At 43.9% G+C, this 24,355-nt stretch carries 23 protein-coding genes, 1 tRNA gene, 1 rRNA gene and 1 pseudogene; 20 read left to right on the forward strand and 6 right to left on the reverse strand.

Translation table 11 applies throughout. The annotated features are described in order from the left end of the window. Positions 1-9 precede the first annotated feature (9 nt). The 11 genes from paaC (at position 10) to catB (ending at position 10,869) form a co-directional block, all read left to right on the forward strand. Positions 10-816: a 1,2-phenylacetyl-CoA epoxidase subunit PaaC gene (gene paaC / locus PSI14_RS16505; protein ID WP_273576929.1), complete on the forward strand. Its 807-nt coding sequence runs from the start codon at positions 10-12 to the stop codon at positions 814-816. 28 nt (positions 817-844) lie between these two features. Beyond that, positions 845-1,363 (forward strand): 1,2-phenylacetyl-CoA epoxidase subunit PaaD, encoded by a 519-nt coding sequence (gene paaD, locus PSI14_RS16510; protein WP_273576930.1) that lies wholly within the window; start codon positions 845-847, stop codon positions 1,361-1,363. A 26-nt stretch (positions 1,364-1,389) separates the two neighbouring features. Then, positions 1,390-2,601: a 1,2-phenylacetyl-CoA epoxidase subunit PaaE gene (gene paaE / locus PSI14_RS16515; protein ID WP_273576932.1), complete on the forward strand. Its 1,212-nt coding sequence runs from the start codon at positions 1,390-1,392 to the stop codon at positions 2,599-2,601. A 33-nt stretch (positions 2,602-2,634) separates the two neighbouring features. Next, positions 2,635-3,408, forward strand: a complete 774-nt coding sequence (gene paaF / locus PSI14_RS16520) for a 2,3-dehydroadipyl-CoA hydratase PaaF (protein ID WP_273576933.1) — start codon at positions 2,635-2,637, stop codon at positions 3,406-3,408. Positions 3,409-3,411: 3 nt separating this feature from the next. After that, the gene (gene paaG, locus PSI14_RS16525) at positions 3,412-4,209 is read left to right on the forward strand and encodes a 2-(1,2-epoxy-1,2-dihydrophenyl)acetyl-CoA isomerase PaaG (RefSeq protein WP_273576934.1); all 798 of its coding nucleotides are present in this window, start codon (positions 3,412-3,414) and stop codon (positions 4,207-4,209) included. 2 nt (positions 4,210-4,211) lie between these two features. Next, positions 4,212-5,813: a 3-hydroxyacyl-CoA dehydrogenase gene (locus PSI14_RS16530; protein WP_273576935.1), complete on the forward strand. Its 1,602-nt coding sequence runs from the start codon at positions 4,212-4,214 to the stop codon at positions 5,811-5,813. After that, complete coding sequence (paaI, locus tag PSI14_RS16535; RefSeq protein WP_273576936.1) at positions 5,803-6,252, forward strand: hydroxyphenylacetyl-CoA thioesterase PaaI; 450 nt, start codon at positions 5,803-5,805, stop codon at positions 6,250-6,252. Before PSI14_RS16530 ends, paaI begins: the two co-directional genes overlap by 11 nt. 11 nt (positions 6,253-6,263) lie before the next feature. After that, positions 6,264-7,478, forward strand: coding sequence for a 3-oxoadipyl-CoA thiolase (gene pcaF, locus PSI14_RS16540; RefSeq protein ID WP_273576937.1), 1,215 nt, complete (start codon positions 6,264-6,266; stop codon positions 7,476-7,478). Positions 7,479-7,653: 175 nt separating this feature from the next. Continuing rightward, positions 7,654-8,985, forward strand: a complete 1,332-nt coding sequence (paaK, locus tag PSI14_RS16545) for a phenylacetate--CoA ligase PaaK (protein WP_273576938.1) — start codon at positions 7,654-7,656, stop codon at positions 8,983-8,985. Between the two features lie 93 nt (positions 8,986-9,078). Continuing rightward, positions 9,079-10,017 carry a phenylacetic acid degradation operon negative regulatory protein PaaX gene (gene paaX / locus PSI14_RS16550; RefSeq protein ID WP_273576939.1) on the forward strand — a complete coding sequence of 313 codons (939 nt, stop codon included), beginning with the start codon at positions 9,079-9,081 and terminating at the stop codon, positions 10,015-10,017. 225 nt (positions 10,018-10,242) lie between these two features. Next, entirely contained in the window at positions 10,243-10,869 is a 627-nt protein-coding gene (gene catB, locus PSI14_RS16555) for a type B chloramphenicol O-acetyltransferase (protein WP_273576940.1), read from the forward strand. 75 nt (positions 10,870-10,944) lie between these two features. On the opposite strand, the gene PSI14_RS16560 is transcribed toward catB, so the two are convergent. Continuing rightward, positions 10,945-11,481 (reverse strand): hypothetical protein, encoded by a 537-nt coding sequence (locus PSI14_RS16560; RefSeq protein WP_273576941.1) that lies wholly within the window; start codon positions 11,479-11,481, stop codon positions 10,945-10,947. A gap of 10 nt (positions 11,482-11,491) precedes the next feature. After that, entirely contained in the window at positions 11,492-12,334 is an 843-nt protein-coding gene (locus PSI14_RS16565; protein ID WP_273576942.1) for a hypothetical protein, read from the reverse strand. Between the two features lie 151 nt (positions 12,335-12,485). On the opposite strand from PSI14_RS16565, the gene PSI14_RS16570 reads away from it, so the two are divergent. The 9 genes and pseudogenes from PSI14_RS16570 to PSI14_RS16610 all read left to right on the forward strand — a co-directional run bounded on the left by PSI14_RS16570 (position 12,486) and on the right by PSI14_RS16610 (position 21,760). Then, entirely contained in the window at positions 12,486-13,028 is a 543-nt protein-coding gene (locus tag PSI14_RS16570) for a dihydrofolate reductase family protein (RefSeq protein WP_273576943.1), read from the forward strand. Positions 13,029-13,255: 227 nt separating this feature from the next. After that, positions 13,256-13,534 (forward strand): DUF3100 domain-containing protein, encoded by a 279-nt coding sequence (locus PSI14_RS16575; protein ID WP_273576954.1) that lies wholly within the window; start codon positions 13,256-13,258, stop codon positions 13,532-13,534. Continuing rightward, positions 13,531-13,980 (forward strand): hypothetical protein, encoded by a 450-nt coding sequence (locus PSI14_RS16580; protein ID WP_273576944.1) that lies wholly within the window; start codon positions 13,531-13,533, stop codon positions 13,978-13,980. The genes PSI14_RS16575 and PSI14_RS16580 overlap by 4 nt, the downstream gene beginning before the upstream one ends. Next, the gene (locus tag PSI14_RS16585; RefSeq protein WP_273576945.1) at positions 13,980-15,161 is read left to right on the forward strand and encodes a M20 metallopeptidase family protein; all 1,182 of its coding nucleotides are present in this window, start codon (positions 13,980-13,982) and stop codon (positions 15,159-15,161) included. The genes PSI14_RS16580 and PSI14_RS16585 overlap by 1 nt, the downstream gene beginning before the upstream one ends. A 258-nt stretch (positions 15,162-15,419) precedes the next feature. Next, positions 15,420-15,694, forward strand: a pseudogene (locus PSI14_RS16590) (transposase domain-containing protein); the annotation flags it as partial. A 580-nt stretch (positions 15,695-16,274) separates the two neighbouring features. Then, positions 16,275-17,708, forward strand: a complete 1,434-nt coding sequence (gene treB / locus PSI14_RS16595) for a PTS trehalose transporter subunit IIBC (protein WP_273576946.1) — start codon at positions 16,275-16,277, stop codon at positions 17,706-17,708. An 18-nt stretch (positions 17,709-17,726) separates the two neighbouring features. Beyond that, a complete protein-coding gene (gene treC, locus PSI14_RS16600; protein ID WP_273576947.1) occupies positions 17,727-19,391 on the forward strand; it encodes an alpha,alpha-phosphotrehalase in 1,665 nt (554 codons plus the stop codon). 277 nt (positions 19,392-19,668) lie between these two features. Next, positions 19,669-21,006: a PI-PLC domain-containing protein gene (locus tag PSI14_RS16605; protein ID WP_273576949.1), complete on the forward strand. Its 1,338-nt coding sequence runs from the start codon at positions 19,669-19,671 to the stop codon at positions 21,004-21,006. Between the two features lie 427 nt (positions 21,007-21,433). After that, positions 21,434-21,760 (forward strand): lysozyme inhibitor LprI family protein, encoded by a 327-nt coding sequence (locus tag PSI14_RS16610; RefSeq protein WP_273576951.1) that lies wholly within the window; start codon positions 21,434-21,436, stop codon positions 21,758-21,760. A gap of 173 nt (positions 21,761-21,933) precedes the next feature. Here the strand turns inward: PSI14_RS16610 and birA are convergent, their stop codons facing one another. From birA to PSI14_RS16630, 4 genes are all read right to left on the reverse strand, one after another. Then, on the reverse strand, positions 21,934-22,893 hold the full coding sequence (gene birA, locus PSI14_RS16615) for a bifunctional biotin--[acetyl-CoA-carboxylase] ligase/biotin operon repressor BirA (protein WP_273576952.1): 960 nt from the start codon (positions 22,891-22,893) through the stop codon (positions 21,934-21,936). After that, positions 22,890-23,930: a UDP-N-acetylmuramate dehydrogenase gene (gene murB, locus PSI14_RS16620; protein ID WP_273576953.1), complete on the reverse strand. Its 1,041-nt coding sequence runs from the start codon at positions 23,928-23,930 to the stop codon at positions 22,890-22,892. Before murB ends, birA begins: the two co-directional genes overlap by 4 nt. A 151-nt stretch (positions 23,931-24,081) precedes the next feature. Continuing rightward, positions 24,082-24,197 (reverse strand): 5S ribosomal RNA (gene rrf, locus PSI14_RS16625). Positions 24,198-24,231: 34 nt separating this feature from the next. Further along, positions 24,232-24,307: transfer RNA gene (locus tag PSI14_RS16630), tRNA-Thr, on the reverse strand. Positions 24,308-24,355 lie beyond the last annotated feature (48 nt).

Raw genomic sequence — 24,355 nt, forward strand, 5'->3', positions numbered from 1 at the left:
GATGGGAAGATGAATATACACAGCGTCTCATCACCCAAGCATGTTCTACTCAACCATGCTCCACTCAACCATGCTCTACTCAAATACGTGCTTCGTCAGGGAGATACCCCACTGATTCTGGCACAACGCCTGTGCGAGTGGTGTGGACACGCGCCAGAGCTGGAAATAGACCTCGCCCTGTCCAATATTGGTCTCGATCTACTGGGACAAGCACGCCATTTCCTCAGTTATGCAGCCACCCTTTCAGAAAACGGGTTGAATGAAGATCATTTGGCATTTGGGCGCGATGAGCGAGAATTCTTCAATTTGCTGCTGGTGGAACAACCCAATGGCGGCTACAACGACACATTGGTGCGCCAGTTTTTTATCGATACCTATCACGTCCTGCTGCATCAGGTTCTGGGACAAAGCCGTGACCCCCAATTGGCAGCCATCAGTGCCAAGTCATTAAAAGAAGTGGAATATCACCTGCGATTCAGCCGGGGCTGGATGATTAGATTGGGGGATGGAACAGAACTGAGCCATGAGAAAATCCAGCAGTCCATCAACCAACTGTGGCGCTTTACCGGCGAATTATTCCATTGCGACGAAATAGAGCAGCAACTGGCAGAAGAAGGTATTGCCGTTGATCCCAATACCCTGCATGAACCGTGGCTGCAAATCATCAAGGAAACATTCGCCGAAGCCACGTTAGAAATGCCACAGGAGTCACCTTATCGACAAGGTGGAAAGCAAGGACTGCATACAGAACATTTGGGATACATATTGGCAGAAATGCAGTACCTGCAACACACCTATCCCGACTGCAACTGGTAGTAAAAATGGATAGCAACGGGAGGAAATCATGGAACAGCAATGCAATATACACTTTCATTCAGAGATTCAGCCGCCGGAAATTCACCAAATCTGGCAATGTCTGCACCAAATTGCCGATCCAGAACTGCCTGCGCTCTCCATTACCGATCTTGGCATGATACGGGCTGTCACTCCGTTACAAAACGGCTGGCGGGTGACATTTACCCCGACCTATTCCGGCTGTCCCGCAACGGAATACCTCATCGAAACCATTCAGGAAACACTGGCACAAGCCGGCTTTTCTCCGGTGTATATCGAAGTGAGTCTGGCCCCTGCGTGGACAACCGACTGGATAAAGGCCGATGCCAGACAACGCTTGCGAGAATCCGGTATTGCGCCACCTCAGGGATTGGCTTGTGAAAAAACAGCGGACATGGAACCCATCACCTGCCCGTGCTGCGGCAGTCATGAAACAGAAAAAATCAGCGAATTCGGTTCCACTGCCTGTAAAGCGCTTTATCGCTGTCGAGATTGTTTGGAACCGTTTGATTATTTCAAATGCATTTAACGAGAGATTTACCGAGGGAGTAGAAGATGTCTACTGTTCATCAAGCTCGTCATCAAGCACACTCACATGATTTTCACAGCCATGGTTTTCACAGTCATGGTTTTCACAGTCATAGCTTTCACAGTCATGGTTTTCACAGTCATAGCTTTCACAGTCATAGCTTTCACCGCTATAGTTTTCACCACTTAAGCATTGCCGCCATCGAACGGGAAACACCAGATTCCGTCATCCTTACCCTGCATATTCCCGATGAGCTGAAAAAACATTTCTGCTATCACCCCGGCCAGCATCTGACACTCAAGGCGAAAGTGAATAACGAAGAACTACGCCGCTGCTACTCCATCTGTAGCTCACCGCTGGATGGCGTGTTACAAATTGGCGTCAAAGCCATCTATCAAGGCCGTTTTTCGACCTTCATCAACCAGCAATTAAAAGTCGGGGATAAGCTGGAAGTCATGCAGCCACAAGGCAGTTTTGGCCATCGCCCCAATACAGACCAACAGGGACATTATTTGGCCATCGCCGCCGGTTCGGGTATCACTCCCATTCTATCGATCATCAAAAGTACGCTGGCACTGGAACCGAATAGCACCTTCACCCTGATCTATGGCAATCGCACCAGCCGCTCCGTCATGTTCAAAGAGGCATTGGCCGATCTCAAAAATCGCTACCTGACCCGTTTTCAGGTGTTGTACCTGTTCAGTCAGGAAACCACCGATAGCCCACTGTTTAATGGACGCATTGATACTGAACACCTGCATCGCATCGGCAAAACTCTGCTTAATTTTGCTCAGTTTGACCATGCTTTTCTCTGTGGTCCTGAAACCATGTTGGATGATGCCCATTCTGCGCTGGAGCAGGCGGGAATGCCTGCTGAGCGCATCCATAGTGAACGTTTCAATACCGGACGCACTCACGCCGCGGCGGGTTCCCGCCCTGCTAATCTCGCAGAGCGCAGTGAAACCCGCGTTGAGATCCATTTGGATGGCCGCACCCTCAACATTGCCATGAACGCCGAAGATGACAGCATCCTTGATGCCGCATTGCGTCAGGGTGCAGATTTGCCCTACGCCTGCAAAGGAGGGGTATGTGCTACCTGTAAATGCCAACTTAAATCCGGCGAAGTGGACATGAGGGTGAATTACAGCCTCGAACCCGATCAATTGGCTGCCGGTTATATCTTAAGTTGCCAGTCATGGCCAAAAGGCGATGGCGTGGTTGTCGATTTTGACGTCTAGCAGTGATATCTAAATAGATAGCGAGGAGCCGCCATGAAGCAGGAATGGATTTTATGCCACCAGCAGCAAAGAGTGCGCACATTGACCCTAAACCGACCAGAAGTACGCAACGCTCTCAGCAATGACTGCCTCGAACAACTTGTGCAGCAATTGGAACTGGCAGATGCAGATAACGAGACAGGAGCGATTGTTATTACGGGATCAATGCGCTGTTTTGCTGCCGGGGCAGACCTGAAAGAACTACAAAAACAAAGCGTTGCTACAGCCATCACTGATCTCCGCCCGCAACTCTGGCAACGTTTACACCATATCAGCAAGCCTCTGATCGCTGCCGTAAATGGCTACGCACTTGGGGCTGGCTGCGAACTGGCATTGGCTTGTGATTTAGTGATTTGTGGAGAAAACGCCCGTTTTGGTCTGCCAGAAATTACCTTGGGGCTGATACCGGGAGCGGGGGGAACACAACGCCTCATCCGCAGTGTTGGCAAAGCGCTTGCTTACCAGATGGTACTAACCGGAGAAGCTATCGGTTCCCATCAAGCCCAGGAAGCGGGGCTGGTCAGCGAGGTTTGCACTGATGCCCTGACGTTAGAACGTGCCGAACAGATCGCACAACGCATCAGTGAGTTTTCCCCTCTGGCACTGCGGGCAGCCAAAGCCGCTCTCAAAGTCGCACAAGAAACAAGTTTGTCACAAGGGTTGCTCGCCGAACGCCAACACTTTGTTGCTTTGGCGGGAACAACCGATCGGCAGGAAGGCATCACTGCCTTTCTGGAAAAACGCCAACCAATTTTCAAAGGATATTGATAGATGGAAAACATGCCAATAGTACTCACTGATATCAATGCAGGTGTCCTGAGTATTACTCTCAACCGTCCAGAATCTCTCAATAGCTTTAACGAAGAACTGCACCAACAATTAAGTAAGGCCATGGATATGGCTGAACAGGATGAATCTGTGCGCTGTGTCCTGCTCACAGGCACCGGGCGCGGCTTCTGTTCCGGGCAAGATTTAAGTGATCGCAATTCCATCATCTCTCATGGTGATACCCCCGATCTCGGCCAATCTGTTGAACACTACTATAATCCTCTCATTCGACGCATGACTTCCCTGCCCAAACCCATTATCTGCGCCGTCAACGGTGTGGCTGCGGGTGCCGGTGTCTCCCTCGCCCTGGCCTGTGACATTGTCATCGCATCCCGTACGGCCAGCTTCATTCAGGTTTTCTGTCGCATTGGCCTGACACCCGATTCTGGTGGTAGCTGGTTCCTGCCCCATAAAATTGGACAAGCACGAGCCATGGGAATGGCATTATTGGGAGAAAAAATCAGCGCTGAGCAAGCACTGGCTTGGGGCATGATCTGGCAAGTCGTCGAACCCGAAGAGTTGGAAGATAAAACACAGGAACTCGCCAGACACCTTGCCACCCAACCCACCGTAGCACTTGGCTGCATCAAGCAAGCGACTTATGCCGCAGTATCCAATACGCTGGATCAACATCTTGATCTCGAACGTGATTTACAACGTCGTTGCGGACACAGTGAAGATTTCCGTGAGGGTATCAGTGCATTCATGGAAAAACGCCAGCCAACGTTCAGGGGGAAATAATCATGACCACGCCTCTGCTCCACGGTCCCATCGCCGTCATTGGGGCGGGAACAATGGGGATCGGCATTGCTCAGGTCGCGGCTCAAGCAGGACATTCCGTCCTGCTGTTTGATGTCAATGGTGAAGCAGCCAGTCAGGCACTGGATAATCTACGCACCCGCCTGTATCAACGTGTGGAAGCAGGCAAAGCAGAAGCCGGCACAACAGAAGCCCTGTTACAGCGCATCACTCAGGTCAATTCATTACATGCCCTGGCATCGTGTGGGCTGGTGATTGAGGCCATTGTCGAGCAATTGGAAGCTAAACAGAATCTCTTCCAACAACTGGAATCCATTTGTTCAAACCAAACCCTGTTTACCAGCAACACCTCATCATTATCGATTACCGCCATTGCCCGTGTCCTGTCTATGCCACAGCGCATGGCTGGACTACATTTTTTCAACCCGGCTCCCCTGATGAGGCTGGTAGAAATCATACAGGGCCTGGAAACGTCCCCCCGAACTGTAGCAACGCTAAAAACCCTCGTGACTGGCTGGAAAAAACAGCCTGTGATTTGCCGTTCTACACCGGGGTTTATCGTCAATCGCATCGCCCGTCCATTCTATGCAGAAGCCTTGCGTGCACTGGAAGAGCAAATTGCAGCTCCCGCCACGCTGGATGCAATTCTCAAAGAGTCTGGTGGCTTCGCGATGGGGCCATTACAACTGATGGATTTAATCGGCCACGACGTTAACTACGCCGTGACTGAATCCCTGTTCCATGCTTTCCACAACGATCCCCGCTTCCAGCCTTCATTGCAACAGAAAGAGCTGGTGGATGCCGATCATCTCGGACGCAAACGTGGTCGCGGGTTCTACGTTTATGACGTAAAGAGAAAAGATACTCAGCCACAACCCAAAATAGAACCGAAACAGAGCAGAACCCAAAAACAACCGCTGCGGATCAAAGCAACGGGAAATTGGGCCGGATTGCCTCATTTTGTTGCCCTGCTACAGAAACCAGAATTGCAGCAATACGGAATCATCTTCGAAGAAAGCAAAAATGACCGATTCCACTCCCCGACCTTACAAATTGATGACGTACTCTTGGCACTGACCAAGGGGAGAACCTGCGCCCAGATTGCTGACGAAGTCAGAGCACCTGTGATGCAATTTGACCTTTCTGCCAATCACCAATCGGCTTCCATCATTACACTCAGTGCTGCCTGCCAGAATACGCCGCAACAAACAGCAAAAGTGATCGGCTTTCTGCAATCTCTCGGCAAGCAAGTGATTCACCTGCCGGATTACCCTGCCTTGCTAACGATGCGTACCGTCGCCATGCTGTGCAACGAAGCACTGGATGTCATCAACAAAGGGATCGCCAGTGCTGAAGATATCGATCTGGCGATGTGCCACGGTGTGAATTATCCTATCGGCCCGCTGGCATGGGGTAATCAATTGGGTTGGAAACATATTCTCAGTACGCTGGAAAACTTGCAGAAATTCTATGGGGAACCCCGTTACCGCCCTGCTCCCCTGCTGCGTCAGCTAGCGGCTGGGCATGCCCAGCTATCCCTCCCGCCGGTCGGAAATCACAAGAAAGGGGGTGCCCATGCAAGATAATGCCGCAAGTCAATTGGCTCGCCACCACGTTGAAACTATGTATGCTCAGGATGCCTGTGCCCAAACAATGGGTATGCACATTGAACATATTGATGTCGGATTCGCCCGGCTCAGCATGAAGATCATGCCCAACATGCTCAACGGCCATCAAAGTTGTCACGGTGGCATTCTGTTCAGTCTGGCGGATACCGCTTTCGCCTACGCCTGCAACAGTGAAGGATTGGCAGCCGTCGCTTCCGGCGGCAATATTGACTTCATCTGTCCGGTCTTGGTCGGTGATCAACTTACCGCCACCGCTTCTGTTCGGCATCAAGGCAAAAAAACCGGCCTGTACGACGTGGAAATTATCAACCAGAACGGCAAAGTCGTGGCGCTTTTCCGTGGTCATTCCCATCGTATCAGCCAGTCTATTTTGGATTACCAGCCTATTTTGGATTAGAGAGAGCAATCATGACTCACGCATTTATCTGTGATGGAATCCGAACCCCCATAGGACGTTATGGCGGTACGCTATCCAGCCTGCGGGCTGACGATCTGGCCGCCCTGCCACTGCGGGCATTAATGGCTCGTTATCCGGCACTGGATTGGGGACAAATTGATGATGTCATCCTCGGCTGCGCCAATCAGGCAGGAGAAGACAACCGCAATGTCGCACGCATGGCCGTATTGCTGGCGGGATTGCCAGAGACAATCTCTGGTACAACGGTTAATCGATTGTGTGGCTCCGGTCTGGATGCACTGGCCTTCGCCGCACGCAGCATTAAATCTGATGACGCCCAACTGATTTTGGCCGGTGGGGTTGAATCCATGACCCGTGCCCCTTTTGTGATGGGCAAAGCAGACAGTGCATTCAGCCGACAAGCCGAGATCTTTGATACCACACTCGGCTGGCGTTTTATCAACCCCTTGATGCAACAACAGTTCGGCACAGACTCCATGCCAGAAACGGCAGAAAATGTTGCAGCACAGTTTCAAATCAGCCGTGATGACCAAGATGCCTTCGCCCTGCGCAGTCAGCAACGTGCCGCCAACGCGCAACAACGCGGTGTACTGGCCGAAGAAATCCTCCCTGTCACTCTGCCCCCAATCAATAAAAAAGGCGTAGTAACCGTTGTTTCACAGGATGAACATCCCCGACCAGAAACAACATTCGAACAGTTACAACGGCTCAAAACTCCATTTCGTACTGGCGGCACAATTACCGCAGGTAACGCTTCCGGCGTCAACGATGGCGCAGCGGCGCTGATCATCGCTTCAGAAACAGCAGCATTACACCAAGGGCTGACACCACGGGCACGTATCGTCGCAACAGCAACATGTGGCGTTGAACCTCGCATCATGGGGATCGGGCCATTGCCTGCAACCCGCAAAGTACTGGCACTGACAGGCTTAAACCTAAACCAAATGGATGTCATTGAGCTGAACGAGGCTTTCGCCGCCCAGTCATTGGCAGTGATGCGCCAACTGGGATTACCGGATGATGCAGAACACGTAAATCCGAATGGAGGAGCAATTGCACTGGGGCACCCTCTTGGCATGAGCGGAGCTCGCCTTGCACTAACAGCCACCCTTGAGCTGGAGCGACGTGCCGGTCGTTATGCCTTGTGCACCATGTGCATTGGCGTGGGGCAGGGCATCGCCATGGTTATTGAACGTATTTCATAGCAACGTTTTATATAATAACGATTTATACAGAAACGCTTTATTTTATATAGCAACGCTTTTTTCAGTACCGATTTTCTTAGCAGCAATTGATACGCGATTACCTGATTTAACCAGCACCTGCACATAACGATGAACACAACCTGTTACAAACAAGCCAACAAAAGGACAGGCAACTATGAGCAACAGCGTACAAAATCTAAAAAAATCTCCTGAACAACCTCTGGATTCCATTGAGTTTGCTTCACTTGATGAAATTCAGGCGTGGCAATTTAAACAGATAAAATGGACTCTCAATCACGCCTACAATAACGTTCCCATGTACCGCCACAAATTTGATGCGGCAGGTGTCCATCCGAGTGATTTCAAGCTACTCGATGACATCACCAAATTTCCTTACACCACCAAACAAGATCTGCGGGAACACTATCCTTTTGGCACCTTCGCCGTCCCGATGGAGCAAATAGTGCGTATTCATGCTTCATCCGGCACAACGGGACGCCCAACCGTGGTGGGTTATACCCGGCGGGACATCGACATTTGGTCAGAACTGGTCGCCCGCAGCCTGCGATTTGCAGGAGCGAGCGCCAAAGACAAAGTCCACATCGCCTACGGTTATGGCCTGTTCACGGGCGGTCTGGGAGCGCACTATGGTGCCGAGCGGCTGGGAGCAGCGGTCATTCCGGTGTCTGGCGGCAATACCGAAAAACAGGCGCAACTGATTATGGATTTCAAGCCTGACATTATCATGATGACACCTTCTTATTGCCTGACTTTACTGGATGAATTGGAACATCAAATGGGTGGGGATGCCAGCACATGCTCCTTGCGTATTGGAATCTTTGGCGCAGAACCTTGGACGACCGCTTTGCGTGCGGAGATTGAAACACGCATGGGCATCAAGGCATTGGATATCTACGGCTTGTCCGAAGTGATGGGGCCGGGCGTTGCGATGGAATCATTGGAATATGCTGATGGCTCCACCATTTGGGAGGATCATTTCTACCCTGAAGTGATTAATCCTGACAATCTGAATAATCTGGCCGATGGTGAAACCGGAGAACTCATCCTCACGACCCTGACCAAAGAAGCCATGCCCGTGATCCGTTACCGTACCCGCGATCTGACACGTTTATTACCCGGTACGGCACGTAATATGCGTCGTATGGACAGGATCACCGGACGTTCCGATGACATGCTGATTATTCGTGGCATCAACGTGTTCCCATCACAAGTAGAAGAACAGATTATCCGCTTTAAGGAACTCTCTCCTCACTATCAATTGGAAATACATCGCAAGGGCAACCATGACTGCCTGTCAGTCAAAGTTGAACTGAAAGAGCCAAACCTGCTAAACCATGAACAAAGTTGCAACCTCTGTCATCAGTTGCGCCATCACATAAAATCGATGGTAGGACTCAATACTGATGTCAGCATCGTCAACTGTGGAGCCATTCCGCGCTCCGAAGGCAAGGCAGTGCGGGTCATTGACAACCGGCCACGCGAATAACCTTTTGCCACCGTAAGTTAAATAATGTGAAACAGCGGTGGCCTTATAGTTATGCTAATGTCATGACACACTTTTGAGTAGATTACAGAAAATATGGCACACAAACTCGACGATTTTATCCAGCACGCCCTCAATGCACAGCCTATCAGCGGAACATCGCTGATCATCTCCTTATATGGGGATGCGCTCAGTCACCGTGGCGGTGAAGTCTGGCTTGGCAGCTTGAGTCTCTTGCTGGAACCGATGGGGTTCAGTGACCGTTTTGTGAGAACATCCGTATTCAGGCTGCAAAAAGAAGGGTGGCTTGCGGTAGAAAAGCTGGGACGACGCAGTTATTACCGCATCGCTGAACGAGGTATGAATCAGTTTCGCCATGCAGAGAGCAAAATTTATCTCAGTGAGCAACCGGAATGGGATGGCAAATGGGATCTACTGCTACTCGAAAGCGTCACCAAAAATAAGCGTAATCGCCTGAAAAAAGAGCTGGACTGGCTTGGATTCGCGCAACTCAACACGACCCTGATGGCCGCACCAAGCAGTGTCCAAAGAGATATCCCCGCCCTGCTGGGGGAACTGAACGCCAGCGATTCCGTCATCTACTTCCGCGCTGATTATCCTTACCCGCGTTCGGAGCAGAGCCTGAAAGAACTGGTCTCTATCAATTGGTCACTGGAACAGATATCAGAGCACTATCACAAATTTATCGTTTCCTTCCGCCCGTTAATGGCCCTGCTGCGGGATTGCCATGAAGCCGACCTGACACCAGAACGCTGTTTCCAATTGCGCCTGCTGCTGATTCACTTTTACCGCCGCATAGTACTGCGTGATCCAATGTTGCCGGACGCGCTACTGCCTACACAATGGGAAGGGATGCTTGCCCGTAACTTGTGTATAAATATTTATCAGCACATTGATCTTGCAGCGACACGCTACGTCAGTGAACGTTGCGAAACAACTATTGGACGATTGCCCCAGCCCTCCGCCGCATACTACCGACGTTTTGGTGGCTTACACAGTGAAACGGGGGCTTAATTGTGAAGATCCGTCGTCATATATTGAATTGACATGAATTATCTGACAAAACTGGAATGGAAATGAGTCAGTCTTCGTAACTATCAGAAACGTATTATACGCTGTAAGCTGTAAAGAACCATTGCGGGAAATTGCACCACCAGCAGAACCCGTCAATAAAATAATTGTTATTAATCAATATATTAACCATAAAAATCAACCATCATTCATAATAACAAATACCCTATGAAAAATTACTTCGACAGCCCTTTTAAGGGCAAAACATTAGTAGAACAAGTCACCAATCCCAATATTCAGGTTGGCCGTTTCAGTTACTATTCCGGTTACTATCATGGTCATTCATTTGACGAATGCGCCCGTTACTTATCACCTGATTTAACCAATGTCGATAAGCTTATCGTCGGCAGCTTCTGCTCCATCGGTACAGGTGTCGCCTTTATGATGGCAGGTAATCAGGGACATCGCTTAGACTGGGTTTCATCCTTTCCATTTTTCTATATGTCGGAAGAACCTGCTTTTGCTAATGCACAGAATGGCTATCAACCTATGAGAGATACTGTTATCGGCAATGACGTCTGGATTGGTGCGGAAGCGATCATTATGCCAGGCATAAAAATTGGTGATGGCGCAGTCATCGGTACTCGCGCTTTGGTAACCAAAGATGTCGAGCCTTACACCATTATTGGCGGTAATCCGGCAAAAGTGATCCGTAAACGCTTTTCTGATGAACACATTGCCTTACTGCTGGAAATGCAGTGGTGGAACTGGCCACTGGAACAACTTAAGGCAGCAATGAAGCTGATAACATCATCGGATATTGAAGCGCTGTATCAGTGGTGGAAAGAGCAATAAAGAGGCAAAATAAGCCACCGACACTCAATGACTTGTACCAAGCTGCCTGCAAACTTCAGGCAGATTTTGCCATTATTAAAAGTTAATCACCTCAGAAGGCTTTATCGTGATTTTCTGCCCATGCAATTCACAATCTTCGATAAGTTGAATGACCCCTTCTTTAGCCCATAAGGCTTGTGCTCCTTCAGCTTCTTTATAAGGAACAACAGAATCACTTATATCAATAAATGGCTTACTAAATATAATTGACCTATACAACTCATCATAGTCTCCATCTGGGATTTCCCAATTAATCAAACGATTATTCGTTTTCCAATAAATAACAACTCGCTCAAATTCATTATGATCATTTTTTTTATTAAACTTATAACCCATCAGGCAAAAATCATTACTCACATTTTGTTTATTAAAGGCGTTAATAACATAGCTAAATGCAGGTAAATAATTTTCTTTATATTTCTTTACTGTTAGCGGATTAAAATGACTATCTGGTTTATCATTATATATCCCCCATCCTCCTGCCTCTTCCCAAGCCTTAAAGTCCAGTTCCTCTTGCTTTGAAAAAGCAGTAACAGAGAATAAAATTATGATAAAACCAATGAAATATTTCATATACAATCTCTTATTTAAGGTAATCATCTGATAATTTATAAAATTCTTGTCCTTGCAACGAGAATAGTTTGGTAAAATTTGGCCCTGGAGATTTAGACGCCTCTGTTCTCCATGCAATAACTTCTTTATTTAAGATTTTATTACTTTTTGCTATATCGATAGCATTTTTAAGTAATTGCCGATAAACCAGAAAATCTGCATGAGTACCATCATTCGCAATCACTACCATATCATTAATTCTTTTTTGTATATCAGATTTAATATTAGGATACTGACTAAAACCTTCTATTGTCCGTGGCCCAGAAATGAGTCCAATCAGTTTATTTCCATGTTTAGGCACATCAAGTTCATGTGCTTTAGGGGAACGTACCCTGTTTAATAAAACATCATGCATATACTGCATGGCATCTTTTGCTTTTTTTTCATCATAGTTTGCCCCCATTGTCGTAGGATTCTTAGTTTCCGCCAACAACACCATCAATATCGCTTTCTGCTCCTCAGTTAAATCCCTTGGTATTTCTATTTTAGACAAGATATTAATCGTTAACGGCGGAAAACAATCCTCAGCGACGCTTGCGGCAAAATGAGCACAGTAACCTAGATCAGTATCTACCGCCCTGACGATACTTATTCCCATATTCAGTGCTGTTATTTGCAAGGTTTGTTCCCTAAACAGAGGGTTATCACGTTGAAAAATAGATACAAGCGTATTATTTGACTGAAATTTAAGGTGTTTTCTCGTATTGAGATTTAAACCATCAATCTTTAATGTCAGCGTATTGCCTTTGGTAAGATAAAATACTGTTTTATTAAGTAATGCTCTGTTATTCCGCATGATAATAAATCTGGACATAATTATCTTCCTTTGGTTTATTTACGATCTGTTCTTGAAGGGTAACTATTTTATAATAGGAAAAAATTTTTGGGTAAATCAGATTATTATCAAATGAGACACATACTATTTTTGATTAATACATAATAAAATCCATAATGAGGAAAAAAACATGTCAAAGCTCATCTATTATGTTGCCGCCACAATGGATGGTTACATTGCTACCAAAGACCATGAATTAGATTGGTTATATGATTGCCCGCCGGGCGATGATGCCACTCCTTATGATGAATTTTATCAAAATATCGGTGCCACAATTATGGGTGCTGGAACCTATGAGTGGATTATGAAAAACGCCGCAGGTGAATGGCCGTATCAAGATATTCCTTCCTTCGTCCTCTCCTCAAGAAACTTAACGCTTTCTGCTGACATTAATGCCATTGTCACCCAAGACAATCCTAAAAATATCGCTGCCAAGGCAAGAAACGCAGCCAAAGGAAAAGATGTTTGGGTCATTGGGGGAGGTAAAACCGCTGCCAGCTTTGCCGATGCAGGCGAATTGCAACAACTGTTTATTACCACTATTCCAGTATTTTTAGGATCTGGCATTCCTGTTTTTCCTGTCAGTCAGGCTATCCATGTAATACCCAATAAACAACGATATTTGTACAGTGGCGCATTTGAAACCATTATGGATATTAAATTAACGCAATAACCATAAACTCAGGGTATCCATACAGCTCAACTTCCCTGCCTGTGCCTTGCTCATCTCTTTGCAATCATTCAGATGGAGCAAAGTTCTACACATATTGCCTTGTCATATGTGTGTGGATTACGCACGCTATCGTAGAGATACGTATTGTTTAATTTTCTTTTTATTCAATTAGTTGAGAAACAACTCGATCAATAATTTCAAATCAAAAACAAGGTTGTGAGCTATCGATTACAGTGATTCAAGGAAAATTCGGGACAGGCTCACCGGAATATCTCGGCGTACTGGCAATTTACTTATGTGGTTCAGTTATCGGTACGGTGTGGTTCAGTGTCCTCGGCAGTCTTGCACCTCTGACTGGGCTGCATCCAATGGCACAAGAGGTATTGAGTGTCGCCGCTGCCTCTAATCTGTTATCGTCCGCTCTGGGGGCGCTATCTCTGACCTACCTTGGCCTGCCTCTTTCAGAAAAGATTTACAAAATCCTCAACAAAGAGGAAACCATATGAGAAATATCATTATCGATATGAAACTGGTTTTCGTGGCAGTCATACTCGCTATGTTTACTCAGACGCTAACATCAGGGATCATCATTCATCATATGTGGGATAGCTTTGTTGCAATGTCCCTCGTTGTGTTTCTCTCTCTTGTGGCAAAACACTATTTTCCTTCATCACTACCAGCATTCGTTTATGCCACAATTATCGGTATTTTAATTTGCCTGCCAGACACAGCAATAAGAACATTTTTTCTCCACACCATTGGTAAAGTCTCGTTTTTATCCTGCTGTGTCCCGCTACTGGCTTTTGCTGGTTTATCTGTCGGCAGGCAGTTGGAAGAACTGAAAAAGATGTCTTGGAAAGTTATCGTCATTTTCATGGTCGTTTCCACCTGTTGTTTCTTCGGTGCTTCTATCATTGCTCAAATTGGATTCAGCATAAAAGGGGTAATCTAGTGAATAAGAATCAATATAATATCAGTGAGAAACTGTTTGAATTAAACGCCTTCAGCAAAAAGACACGTCAGGATTTACATAAAATCCCTGAATTATCCGGTCAGGAATTTAAAACATCCCAATATTGCCGTGACTTAATAAGCGGTTTTGGTTATGCCATCACATCCTATGAAGGTTATACCGGATTTATTGCTGATTTAATCATTGATCCCACAAAACCCCTGATTGCATTCCGTGCTGATATGGATGCCCTTGCCATGCCCGATATGACTAACAATGAATATAGCTCTATTCATGACGAGTGTGCCCATAACTGTGGTCATGATACCCATATGACCATCGCCTTGACTGCCGCTAATTATTTGTCACGGCATCGGCATGAAATGAATACCAACGTGCGTTTTATCTTCCAAATGGCTGAAGAAGACATGTCTATTCCGGGAGCGGATAAAATGGTTGAACTGGACTGCATGGAAGGAGTTAGTGAAGTGTACGCCCTGCATAATAATGGCGCACAAGATACCGGACATATCAGTTTCAATACCGGAGTGATGTCATCATGGGGTTCAACATGGACGCTGGATGTATATGGTGTTTCCGCTCACGGTTCCACCCCCCAGAAAGGATTGGATGCAATTCGTGAAGCCAGCCGTATCCTTGATTACATGGACTACATCATCGCCAAGAAAACCGATCCTTTCAGTCCCGCAGTATTCTGCTGTGGCATGATCAAAGGTGGAACTATCCCCAATGCTGTAGCCGATCACGTTCAGGCTCGGGGAACTATACGTGCAATGGATAAAGAAACTGATCAAATTCTGAAAAACAGCTTTCAGGAAATTATTGCACACAGCGAAGCAGGAGGCTTCAGAACAACCATCACCTATAATAGTTATCCCGCAGTGGAAAACCACCCATATGCACACCTGCGTATTCTGGAAGCCGCAGCCAAATTCCTGCCAGCCGGGCATATCAACTCAAATAGCCATCCCATGACTGGCAGCGAAGATTTCAGCTATATGATTAATGCGACTAAAGATCGCGTTGGCGCAATGTTCTTCCTCGGTAGTGGCAATAAAGCTAAAGGGATCGATAACTACCTGCATGCTAACCCTTATTTTATTGACGATGACTGCTTGCTGGTTGGAGCGCAAATATTTATCAATCTTGTAACGCACTAATTATTTTCTGCGTCCGGTGATAACAGTGCTAACCGGACGCTATTTTATTCAAGGGCAATGTTATTCAAGAGCGATATCAAAGAATATTAACATGGTGATTACCTCATCAAAAATGACAGAGTCAATAAACCATAAATAATTATTTTATTTTTAGATTTGAAACGAGCATAAAAAGATTGTAATGATAAAACCACGCTATAAAAATTAGCGGTTGGGCGTATATCATAGACATAGAATGGTTCTCTACTACATGGGGATTTGCGCCATTTTCAAGATGTGATTATTCTCTGGGCAGTACGTTGGTTATGCCCCTGAAATGGAAAAACAGTTACGCTGGTACTGGCGACATTCTAAATATCACCATTCCTGCCAGATAAACGAAACTTAACTTGTGTGAAGATCGCCTGTAAATGGGCTTATCTGTTTTAGGGAAAGCATTGAAAGGTGTCTGTGAGGATGAAGTTCCCATAATTCTCAATACGGATAAGGCTTTTAATTATGGCAGAGCACTCAATTTACTAAAGCATGAAGGTAATGACAAAACAATAATAGATGAATGCAAAAAATGGAATTTAAATAAACAAAATATACATGACATTTTTAAAATAAGTCGTAGGTATGAATACACCCCATATCATGCTTTCTCTCAAACTCCATGTGATATAACAGGAAAAGCCAAGTTAAATGGTAGAATATGGGATTTTTATATCAATGGCGGTGGGGTAATTACTTTTATAAATAACGATAGAATTATTTATCGTGGTTGTGACTCAGTAGAATGCAAACCTTTCTTTATATTACCATACGACATATTACCATACGATGGAATGAATCCATAACCCACATCTATTAATTACAAATGAAATTAAAAATCCTACAATAATAAATGTTACAAATATAAAAACCTTTAATTTCAAATCGATGGTATAAAATGTGATCTAAAACTCAAACAAAGCATCTTTTCGTATTCAAAATACTAAGATCTGTCTAGGATTAACCTGCTATTATTTCAGTCTATTCATTATCTCATCAAGAGAGTAATCATTCTGTTAATCGCACTGTTAATAGAACGATTCCGTTTTTATAACTCCTGCCATACAAAGGAGAAAAGGCATGAAAAAAAAACAAATAAATAAAAAGGATATTGATAATCTTATCACCTTGATTGGTGGAAGAGAGAATATTGCTTCCGTCAGTCATTGTATTACCCGCCTCAGATTCGTTCTTAATACACCAGAAAATGCCGATGCCAAAGCCATTGAGGAATTACCGATGGTTAAGGGGTGTTTCACCAATGCCGGGCAATTTCAGGTGGTGATTGGAACGAATGTGGATGTCTATTATAAAGCCCTGCTTGAGACCACAGGGAAACAATCCGTTAATAAAGAAGAAGTTAAACAAGCTGCTCGTCAAAATATGAAATGGTATGAAAATGCAATTTCACATTTTGCTGAGATCTTTTTCCCATTACTGCCTGCCCTGATCAGTGGCGGTTTAATTCTCGGTTTTCGTAATATGATCGGGGATATCCCATTTAGTGAGGGGAAATCGCTCGCTCAACTCTATCCTGTTTGGCACAGTATCTATGATTTTCTCTGGCTCATCGGTGAAGCAATATTCTTCTACCTTCCTGTAGGTATCTGTTGGTCTGCGGTCAAAAAGATGGGCGGAACGCCAATTCTGGGGATTATTCTCGGAATTACGCTGGTTTCTCCGCAATTGATGAATGCTTATCTGCTGGGGCAACAAGCACCCGAAGTTTGGAATTTCGGCTGGTTCACCATTTCTAAAGTCGGTTATCAGGCACAGGTCATACCTTCCTTATTAGCCGGTCTAACGTTGGGATGGATTGAAACGCGGCTGAAAAAATGGATACCAGACTACCTCTATCTTGTTATTGTTCCTGTGGCTTCTCTGCTACTGGCTGTCTTCCTTGCCCATGCCCTGATTGGCCCTGCCGGACGTGCTATCGGGGATGGCGTTGCTTGGGCGGTCAAAGGATTAATGACAGGTAGCTTTGCTCCCATCGGTGCCGCCTTGTTTGGTTTCTTCTACGCTCCGCTGGTGATCACCGGTGTACATCAAACAACGCTGGCAATCGACCTGCAAATGATCCAAAGCACCGGAGGTACTCCAATCTGGCCTATTATTGCGCTGTCTAATATTGCTCAAGGTTCTGCGGTTGCCGGAATTATCTGGGCCAGTAAGAAACAAAAGGAACGCGAGGTTTCTATTCCCGCAGCAATTTCAGCCTATCTGGGTGTAACCGAACCCGCCATGTATGGTATTAACCTTAAATACCGTTACCCAATGTTCTGCGCGATGATTGGCGCGGCTCTGGCTGGGCTGATTTGCGGACTCAATCATGTGACTGCCAATGGCATCGGTGTTGGGGGAATTCCGGGAATTCTTTCTATCAAGCCTCAGTTCTGGATGATTTATCTTATTGCGATGCTCGTCGCAATTATTGTGCCATTCCTACTGACCGTTATAAGTTATCGTAGAAATGAACACAAAGCGACCTTACCCAATGAACTAGCCAATTAATTTTGCAGGTATCTATTTATGACGGAACAAAAACCATGGTGGATGGATAGCGTTATCTACCAAATTTATCCCAAAAGTTTTCAGGATAGTACTGGTTGCGGCACAGGAGATATCAACGGGATCACCCAACGACTGGATTATCTACAGCAGCTCGGTGTTGATGCCATCTGGATCACTCCAATTTATCCATCACCACAAGTTGATAATGGCTATGATGTCGCCGATTACTGTGCCATCAATCCTGATTATGGTTCTATGGATGACTTTGATAATTTGGTGCAAAATGCGCATCACCGTGGCACTCGCATCATTTTGGATATGGTTTTCAATCATACCTCAACCCAACATTCGTGGTTTCAAGCGGCGCAGGACGTTGATAGCCCTTATCGCCAGTTTTATATCTGGCGGGATGGTTCCGAAGGTTCCCTACCCAGTAACTGGAAATCTAAATTCGGCGGTAATGCGTGGCAATGGCATGCAGAGAGTCAACAATATTACCTTCACCTGTTTGCGGTAGAACAAGCCGATTTAAATTGGGAACATGAACCCGTTCGCAACGAGCTGAAAAAAATATGTGAGTTCTGGGCTGATCGCGGTGTTGATGGCTTGCGGTTGGATGTCATTAATCTTGTTTCAAAACAGCAAGATTACCCTGATGATGATCATGGCGATGGCCGCCGATTCTACACCGATGGCCCACTGATACATGAGTATCTGCAAGAAATGAGCCGTGATGTTTTCCAACCAAAAGGATTGATGACCGTTGGTGAAATGTCCTCGACAGGCCTTGAGCACTGTCAGCGCTATGCTGCTCTGGACGGAACAGCGCTGTCCATGACATTTAATTTTCACCATCTGAAAGTTGATTATCCAAATGGAGAGAAATGGACTCTCGCAAAACCAGATTATGTTGAATTGAAAAAGATTTTCTCAACATGGCAGCAAGGTATGCACCAAAAAGCGTGGAATGCACTCTTCTGGTGTAATCATGATCAACCTCGCATTGTTTCTCGATTTGGGAATGAACATCAGTACCACAACATATCCGCCAAAATGCTGGCAATGGTGCTGCATGGTATGCAGGGTACGCCTTATATCTATCAGGGTGAAGAGCTGGGCATGACAAACCCTCACTTTACGCATATTGAAGACTATCGGGATATCGAAAGCCTGAATATGTATCAAGAGCGCATTGAGAAAGGCATGCAACCAGAGGATATATTAGCAATTCTGGCACAGAAATCCCGTGACAACAGCCGAACTCCCATGCAATGGGATGCTTCTGCAAGTGCAGGGTTCACTACAGGAACGCCGTGGATTGCGCCTTGCAGTAATTACTCAGAGATCAATGCTGAGGCAGCATTACAGGATGAAGGTTCCATCTTCTATTTCTACCACGATTTGATTAGATTGAGAAAGCAACAGCCTATCCTGACATATGGTGATTACTTGGATCTGCTGCCAGAGCACCCATCACTGTGGTGTTATCTGCGGCGTTGGCAGGATCAAACCTTGCTGGTCATCGCAAATCTAAGCGATGAAACACAACTTTGGTCTCCAGGGCCTTCTCTTTCAAACAAAGAATGGCAGGTATTAATAAGTAATTATCCATCTTCCGAAAAGATTGATCATGAAATGAAAATTAAACCTTATGAGGCAATATACTTAATGTCTACACAATAATATTATTTATGCAGCACCATCTGTCATAATATATTGTTTACAAAATACTTTAGATACTCTACCTCGCTAAAAATCAAGGCGAGGTAGAACATACTCAAAAAATATTAATAACATTAATTTCAACCAAAATAAAACATAAGCAAATGTCATATTTAATTAATATCAAAATAAATAATAAAGACAGACTTTAAATTTAATGTGATATTTTATAATCCTGATATACTTAAAAAGTAATATAATAGAAACAAAAATCACCCTTTAACAAGGAGAGATAAACATGTTTCAAATTTCAAATCTCACTCTAGTTAACAGTACCAATTCTGTTTGGGAAAGGACTTCAAAAATTTTTCATAATGTTGATGTCTCAAATTTTCCAAAATCAATCAAATCTAAAGAAGATCTCTCTTTCTCCATTACATGCATTGATAAAAACATAACCAATTGTAATTTTGAAATAAAATATGAAATAATAAATTCAGAAAACAATAGTTTTATAATACGAGGAAGATATAAAATTGAACTTGAAAGGTTCGATTTGGAAATTCACCTAGATAATTTAGAAACAAGAAACTATAAAAAAGGCTCTGTAGTCAGTCTTGGTTGGAAACCAAATGGATTGATTCATTTCTTTCTTATTGGTGATGTTGGTAATTATATAGGCCCTGATATAAATACTGAGTCTTGGATGCAAGACTATAGCAATATACTGGGGGATCTTCCAATTAATAAACTTTGTATTCCGGGTTCCCATGATGCAGGAATGAGTACAGTGACATGGAAAACCACTTTAGCTTCTGAGTGCAACACTCTAACTCAATCTAATGATGTCTTAGGGCAATTGAAACTCGGTATAAGATACTTTGATATTAGACCTGTCCTTAGCGATGGAAAATTTTTTACTGGTCACTATCGAGATATCATTGTATGGGAAGGCGCAAATGGTGAATCAATTGAATCTATTATTAATGGAATCAATCTGTTTACAGAATCTCATAATGAGTTAATTATGATAAGACTTGATCATTCCCTCAATTTAGATGTAGGTTTCTGGCATAAATATCGTTCTTTTAACAAAACTGAATGGTTTGATTTATTCAGTCAATTAGTTAACATTAAACATTTGTATTATCATAATGATACAAAAAATATTTCCAACTTAACTTTAAACTCCCTAACCAATAATGGAACTCGTCCAGCCGTTTTATTCTTCATAGAAAATAAAAAGGCTAATATTGATCTGGAACAATATAAAAATTCAGGTTTTTTTTATCTTAGCGAGTTAGATATGTATCATCTTTATTCTAATACAAATAGCGCATTTCAAATGGGGTCAGATCAAATTAAAAAGATGAAAGACTATGCTCCAAAACAATATTTTGAATTATCGTGGATACTGACCCAAGATCCTTTACAAGCAACGTCATGTTCCACAACTCTTTCCTCTGACATTAAACATCTGGCAAATAAAGCAAATAGTAAATTAGTTGAATATCTTTATCCGCACATCACAGACACCGTATACCCGAATATCATTCTTATTGATAATGTGAGAGATACTGTGACTACAACTTTCGCTCTAGCTATTAATTGGAAAGTACTTTCTTATTCTAAATAAGAGAAAATATTCTCATTAGCATTACTCTTGCTGGACAGTATTTATATATTCATGCAATGGTATCTGTACAAAATCTGTGCCATACTTTTTTAGTCTCAAACGAGGAGTATCCATTATGTTTTACTCAAAATACTTAACTTATTTGGGGGCAAGCTGTCTACTATTATCAACTTTTGCACAAGTGCAGATGCCATCTCAACGATCATCCCCAAGCCAGAAAAAATATCTGCAACAAAAAATTAATGAACAAACGACAGATAAATCTACTTAGGTATGTATAGAACAGATGATGGCTGGCACGACATTCGATTCTCCTGCAAATTAGATGCAACCGGCAAAGCCCAGTCATTCCAGTTTGAAAAAATTGTACCGCCAAAATTGCAAACCGAACCAAGGCCTGTAGCTCCTCTCAATTAAGGAGAAATGAATGAAATATCTCTGGTTTATATTACTAATCTGCTCTCCACTGAGTTTCGCTGCCAGTTTTGACTGTGCAAAAGCCAAGACGCCAGATGAAAAGGTAATTTGTTCAAATTTAAAGCTGAATGATCTGGATGTGGAAATGAGCGTGAAATATCACTTTCTGCGGGGATTGTTTGCTATGGGGGTGTCGGGAGAGATGTATGACAGCCAAACTGCATGGCTGAAACAGCGCCAAAAATGTAAGGGAGATACGACCTGTTTGCTGCAAAGTTACCGTGCACGCATTAATCAACTTGATAAGCTGTATAATTTAATAGAGAAGCCAATTTGATAGTAAATATTCAGGGACTCAGGGAGAGGTTATCTTTCCCTGAGTTCTTTATAAAAAATCATGTTACCCTTTTTTATAAATATCTGGACGAAACTTGATTAAAGCAAAATGCTGGATAAAAAAACCAGTAATTTATCAATAAACTGAAGCCGGAAATATTTCCGACTTTATACTCAGCAACCCCTCAAGGAGATTTCACCACCGATATAAGGCGTAATAACCCCATTAATATCAAGTAACAGAGCGCCTTGCCGATCAATTCCACGGGCTATACCATGAACTTCCTGATCACCAATAATTAATTTCACAGGACGATTAATAAAATTATCTAACTTAAACCATCGGGGAATGAAAGGTGTTAGCCCTTCGTTTCCAAACTGAATTAATGATTCTTTAAGTTCCACTATGATTTCAGCAACCAACTTATTCCGCTCAACAAGCGTTCCTGATTGTTGTAAATTAGTCCAGTGCTGGCTAATTAATTTCTGTTGATCGTTACTCATCGAAATATTCATGCCTATTCCGATCACAACATGAGCTGCATCTCCTGTTTTTCCCGTCAACTCAACCAATATACCTGCTAGTTTTTTATCATCCAAATATAAATCATTTGGCCATTTTACTTTTACTCTCTCTGCGCCCTGACGGTTAAGAACTTCCGCAATAACAATACCTACTACTAAACTTAAACCTATTGCTGCTGCTGGCCCCTGCTCCAAACGCCAATACATGGATAAATATAAATTTCGACCAAAAGCAGAAACCCATGTCCTACCACGGCGCCCTCTACCTGCATACTGGTATTCTGCAACACAAGCATCCCCTGAATTGAGTTCTGCTAATTTTTCCAGAATATACTGATTTGTGGAATCAATAACAGGTATCACTTCAATGTGATTATTGGGAAGATAATTTTTAATAATTTCTTTATCCAAGAGATTCATTGGGGCAGGAAAACGGTAACCTTTACCTGAAACAGTTAGAACTTCTACTCCCCATTCACGAATAGTTTGAATATGTTTATTAATCCCTGCTCGACTCATTCCCAACTCTTGCCCAAGTTGCTGACCTGAATGAATCTCACCATCAGATAACACTTTAATCAGTTTTAACGGAGTACTAATATCTTTCATGAAATACATTCCACGGCATTTATTTCACCTTCACTACCAATAAAGCGAACCTCAGGTTCTAAGAAAATATTAAATTTTTCTGCGACTTTGTTATATATATAAGCAGCCAAAGCAATGACATCTTGTCCCGTTGCATTATCTTTATTAATTAATACCAATGCTTGTTTCGTATGTACGGCAGCACCACCAATAGAATAACCCTTCAATTGGCACTGATCGATAAGCCAACCTGCTGCAATCTTTACACTTTGCTCATTATGAGGATATTGGGGACAATCTGGATATTCAGACTTAATTTTGTATGCCAATTCAACCGATACAATAGGATTTTTAAAGAAACTTCCAGCGTTCCCCATCAACGTAGGATCTGGTAGTTTACTCTGGCGCATTTCACACACGGCATCGAATATTTGTTTTGGAGTAACATTTTCTCGTGAAAACTGCGCTAAGGCACCGTACGTTAAAATTGGCTCCCATTTCTTATTCAAACATAAGCCAACGGCGGTGATAGCATAACCGTCTTTATATTGATGTTTAAAGATACTGTCTCTATACGCAAATTGACACTCACTTGCCGTTAGACGAATTAGATTGCCTGTTTTTAACTCGACAAAATCCACATATTCACAGACATGTTTAAACTCAATTCCATATGCCCCAATATTCTGGATTGGAGCAGACCCAACATTTCCGGGGATCAAGGCTAAATTTTCTAATCCATAGATTTGTTGTTTAAATAAATAAGTAATCAGCTCATGCCAATTTTCACCTGCACCAACATGAATATGCCATGCAGTATCAGATTCTTGTACATTAATACCAAGGATACGATTTAGAATCACAGTGCCTTGAAAATTCTCAGTGAAGAGGACGTTACTTCCCCCTCCCAGCAATAAAATAGGGTGATTCTTTTCCATTGCTTCTTGCCATAAGGCCAGAAGAGACTCAATAGAGGTGGCTATACCGATATAATCAGCACTGGCTGAAATGCAAAATGTGTTTAACGTTTTTAGCTGAGTAGATTGACAAACAGACATTCACTTCAAACTCAATAGGTAATTTGAGCGTAGTCTATCAGACTCTACATTTGAAAGATAAGCAAGTAATTGACCAATACTTATATCTTATTGAAAAAACTAGAAATGCAAAAGGCCACTCATATGAGTGGCCTTTTGACTGGGTATTAAAGCTTGGCAGTTCCCTACTCTCACATGGGGAGACCCCACACTACCATCGGCGCTACGGTGTTTCACTGCTGAGTTCGGCATGGGGTCAGGTGGGACCACCGCGCTATTGCTGCCAAGCAAATTCTGTTTTACTTGCCGAACATGTTATTTATGGTGCTGATACCCAGATTCGAACTGGGGACCTCACCCTTACCAAGGGTGTGCTCTACCAACTGAGCCATATCAGCAAAAGCTAAAAATAACAAGTGTTGCCAAATGGGCAACACTTATAAATT

Source organism: Xenorhabdus anantnagensis, from assembly GCF_028598555.1.
GTDB lineage: Bacteria > Pseudomonadota > Gammaproteobacteria > Enterobacterales > Enterobacteriaceae > Xenorhabdus > Xenorhabdus anantnagensis.

Excerpts from the sequence above, each read along its gene's own strand:
- paaC (WP_273576929.1), top strand. The coding sequence starts at position 10 with ATGAATATACACAGCGTCTCATCACCCAAGCATGTTCTACTCAACCAT.
- paaD (WP_273576930.1), top strand. The coding sequence starts at position 845 with ATGGAACAGCAATGCAATATACACTTTCATTCAGAGATTCAGCCGCCG.
- paaE (WP_273576932.1), top strand. The coding sequence starts at position 1,390 with ATGTCTACTGTTCATCAAGCTCGTCATCAAGCACACTCACATGATTTT.
- paaF (WP_273576933.1), top strand. The coding sequence starts at position 2,635 with ATGAAGCAGGAATGGATTTTATGCCACCAGCAGCAAAGAGTGCGCACA.
- paaG (WP_273576934.1), top strand. The coding sequence starts at position 3,412 with ATGGAAAACATGCCAATAGTACTCACTGATATCAATGCAGGTGTCCTG.
- PSI14_RS16530 (WP_273576935.1), top strand. The coding sequence starts at position 4,212 with ATGACCACGCCTCTGCTCCACGGTCCCATCGCCGTCATTGGGGCGGGA.
- paaI (WP_273576936.1), top strand. The coding sequence starts at position 5,803 with ATGCAAGATAATGCCGCAAGTCAATTGGCTCGCCACCACGTTGAAACT.
- pcaF (WP_273576937.1), top strand. The coding sequence starts at position 6,264 with ATGACTCACGCATTTATCTGTGATGGAATCCGAACCCCCATAGGACGT.
- paaK (WP_273576938.1), top strand. The coding sequence starts at position 7,654 with ATGAGCAACAGCGTACAAAATCTAAAAAAATCTCCTGAACAACCTCTG.
- paaX (WP_273576939.1), top strand. The coding sequence starts at position 9,079 with ATGGCACACAAACTCGACGATTTTATCCAGCACGCCCTCAATGCACAG.
- catB (WP_273576940.1), top strand. The coding sequence starts at position 10,243 with ATGAAAAATTACTTCGACAGCCCTTTTAAGGGCAAAACATTAGTAGAA.
- PSI14_RS16560 (WP_273576941.1), bottom strand. The coding sequence starts at position 11,481 with ATGAAATATTTCATTGGTTTTATCATAATTTTATTCTCTGTTACTGCT.
- PSI14_RS16565 (WP_273576942.1), bottom strand. The coding sequence starts at position 12,334 with ATGTCCAGATTTATTATCATGCGGAATAACAGAGCATTACTTAATAAA.
- PSI14_RS16570 (WP_273576943.1), top strand. The coding sequence starts at position 12,486 with ATGTCAAAGCTCATCTATTATGTTGCCGCCACAATGGATGGTTACATT.
- PSI14_RS16580 (WP_273576944.1), top strand. The coding sequence starts at position 13,531 with ATGAGAAATATCATTATCGATATGAAACTGGTTTTCGTGGCAGTCATA.
- treB (WP_273576946.1), top strand. The coding sequence starts at position 16,275 with ATGAAAAAAAAACAAATAAATAAAAAGGATATTGATAATCTTATCACC.
- treC (WP_273576947.1), top strand. The coding sequence starts at position 17,727 with ATGACGGAACAAAAACCATGGTGGATGGATAGCGTTATCTACCAAATT.
- PSI14_RS16605 (WP_273576949.1), top strand. The coding sequence starts at position 19,669 with ATGTTTCAAATTTCAAATCTCACTCTAGTTAACAGTACCAATTCTGTT.
- PSI14_RS16610 (WP_273576951.1), top strand. The coding sequence starts at position 21,434 with ATGAAATATCTCTGGTTTATATTACTAATCTGCTCTCCACTGAGTTTC.
- birA (WP_273576952.1), bottom strand. The coding sequence starts at position 22,893 with ATGAAAGATATTAGTACTCCGTTAAAACTGATTAAAGTGTTATCTGAT.
- murB (WP_273576953.1), bottom strand. The coding sequence starts at position 23,930 with ATGTCTGTTTGTCAATCTACTCAGCTAAAAACGTTAAACACATTTTGC.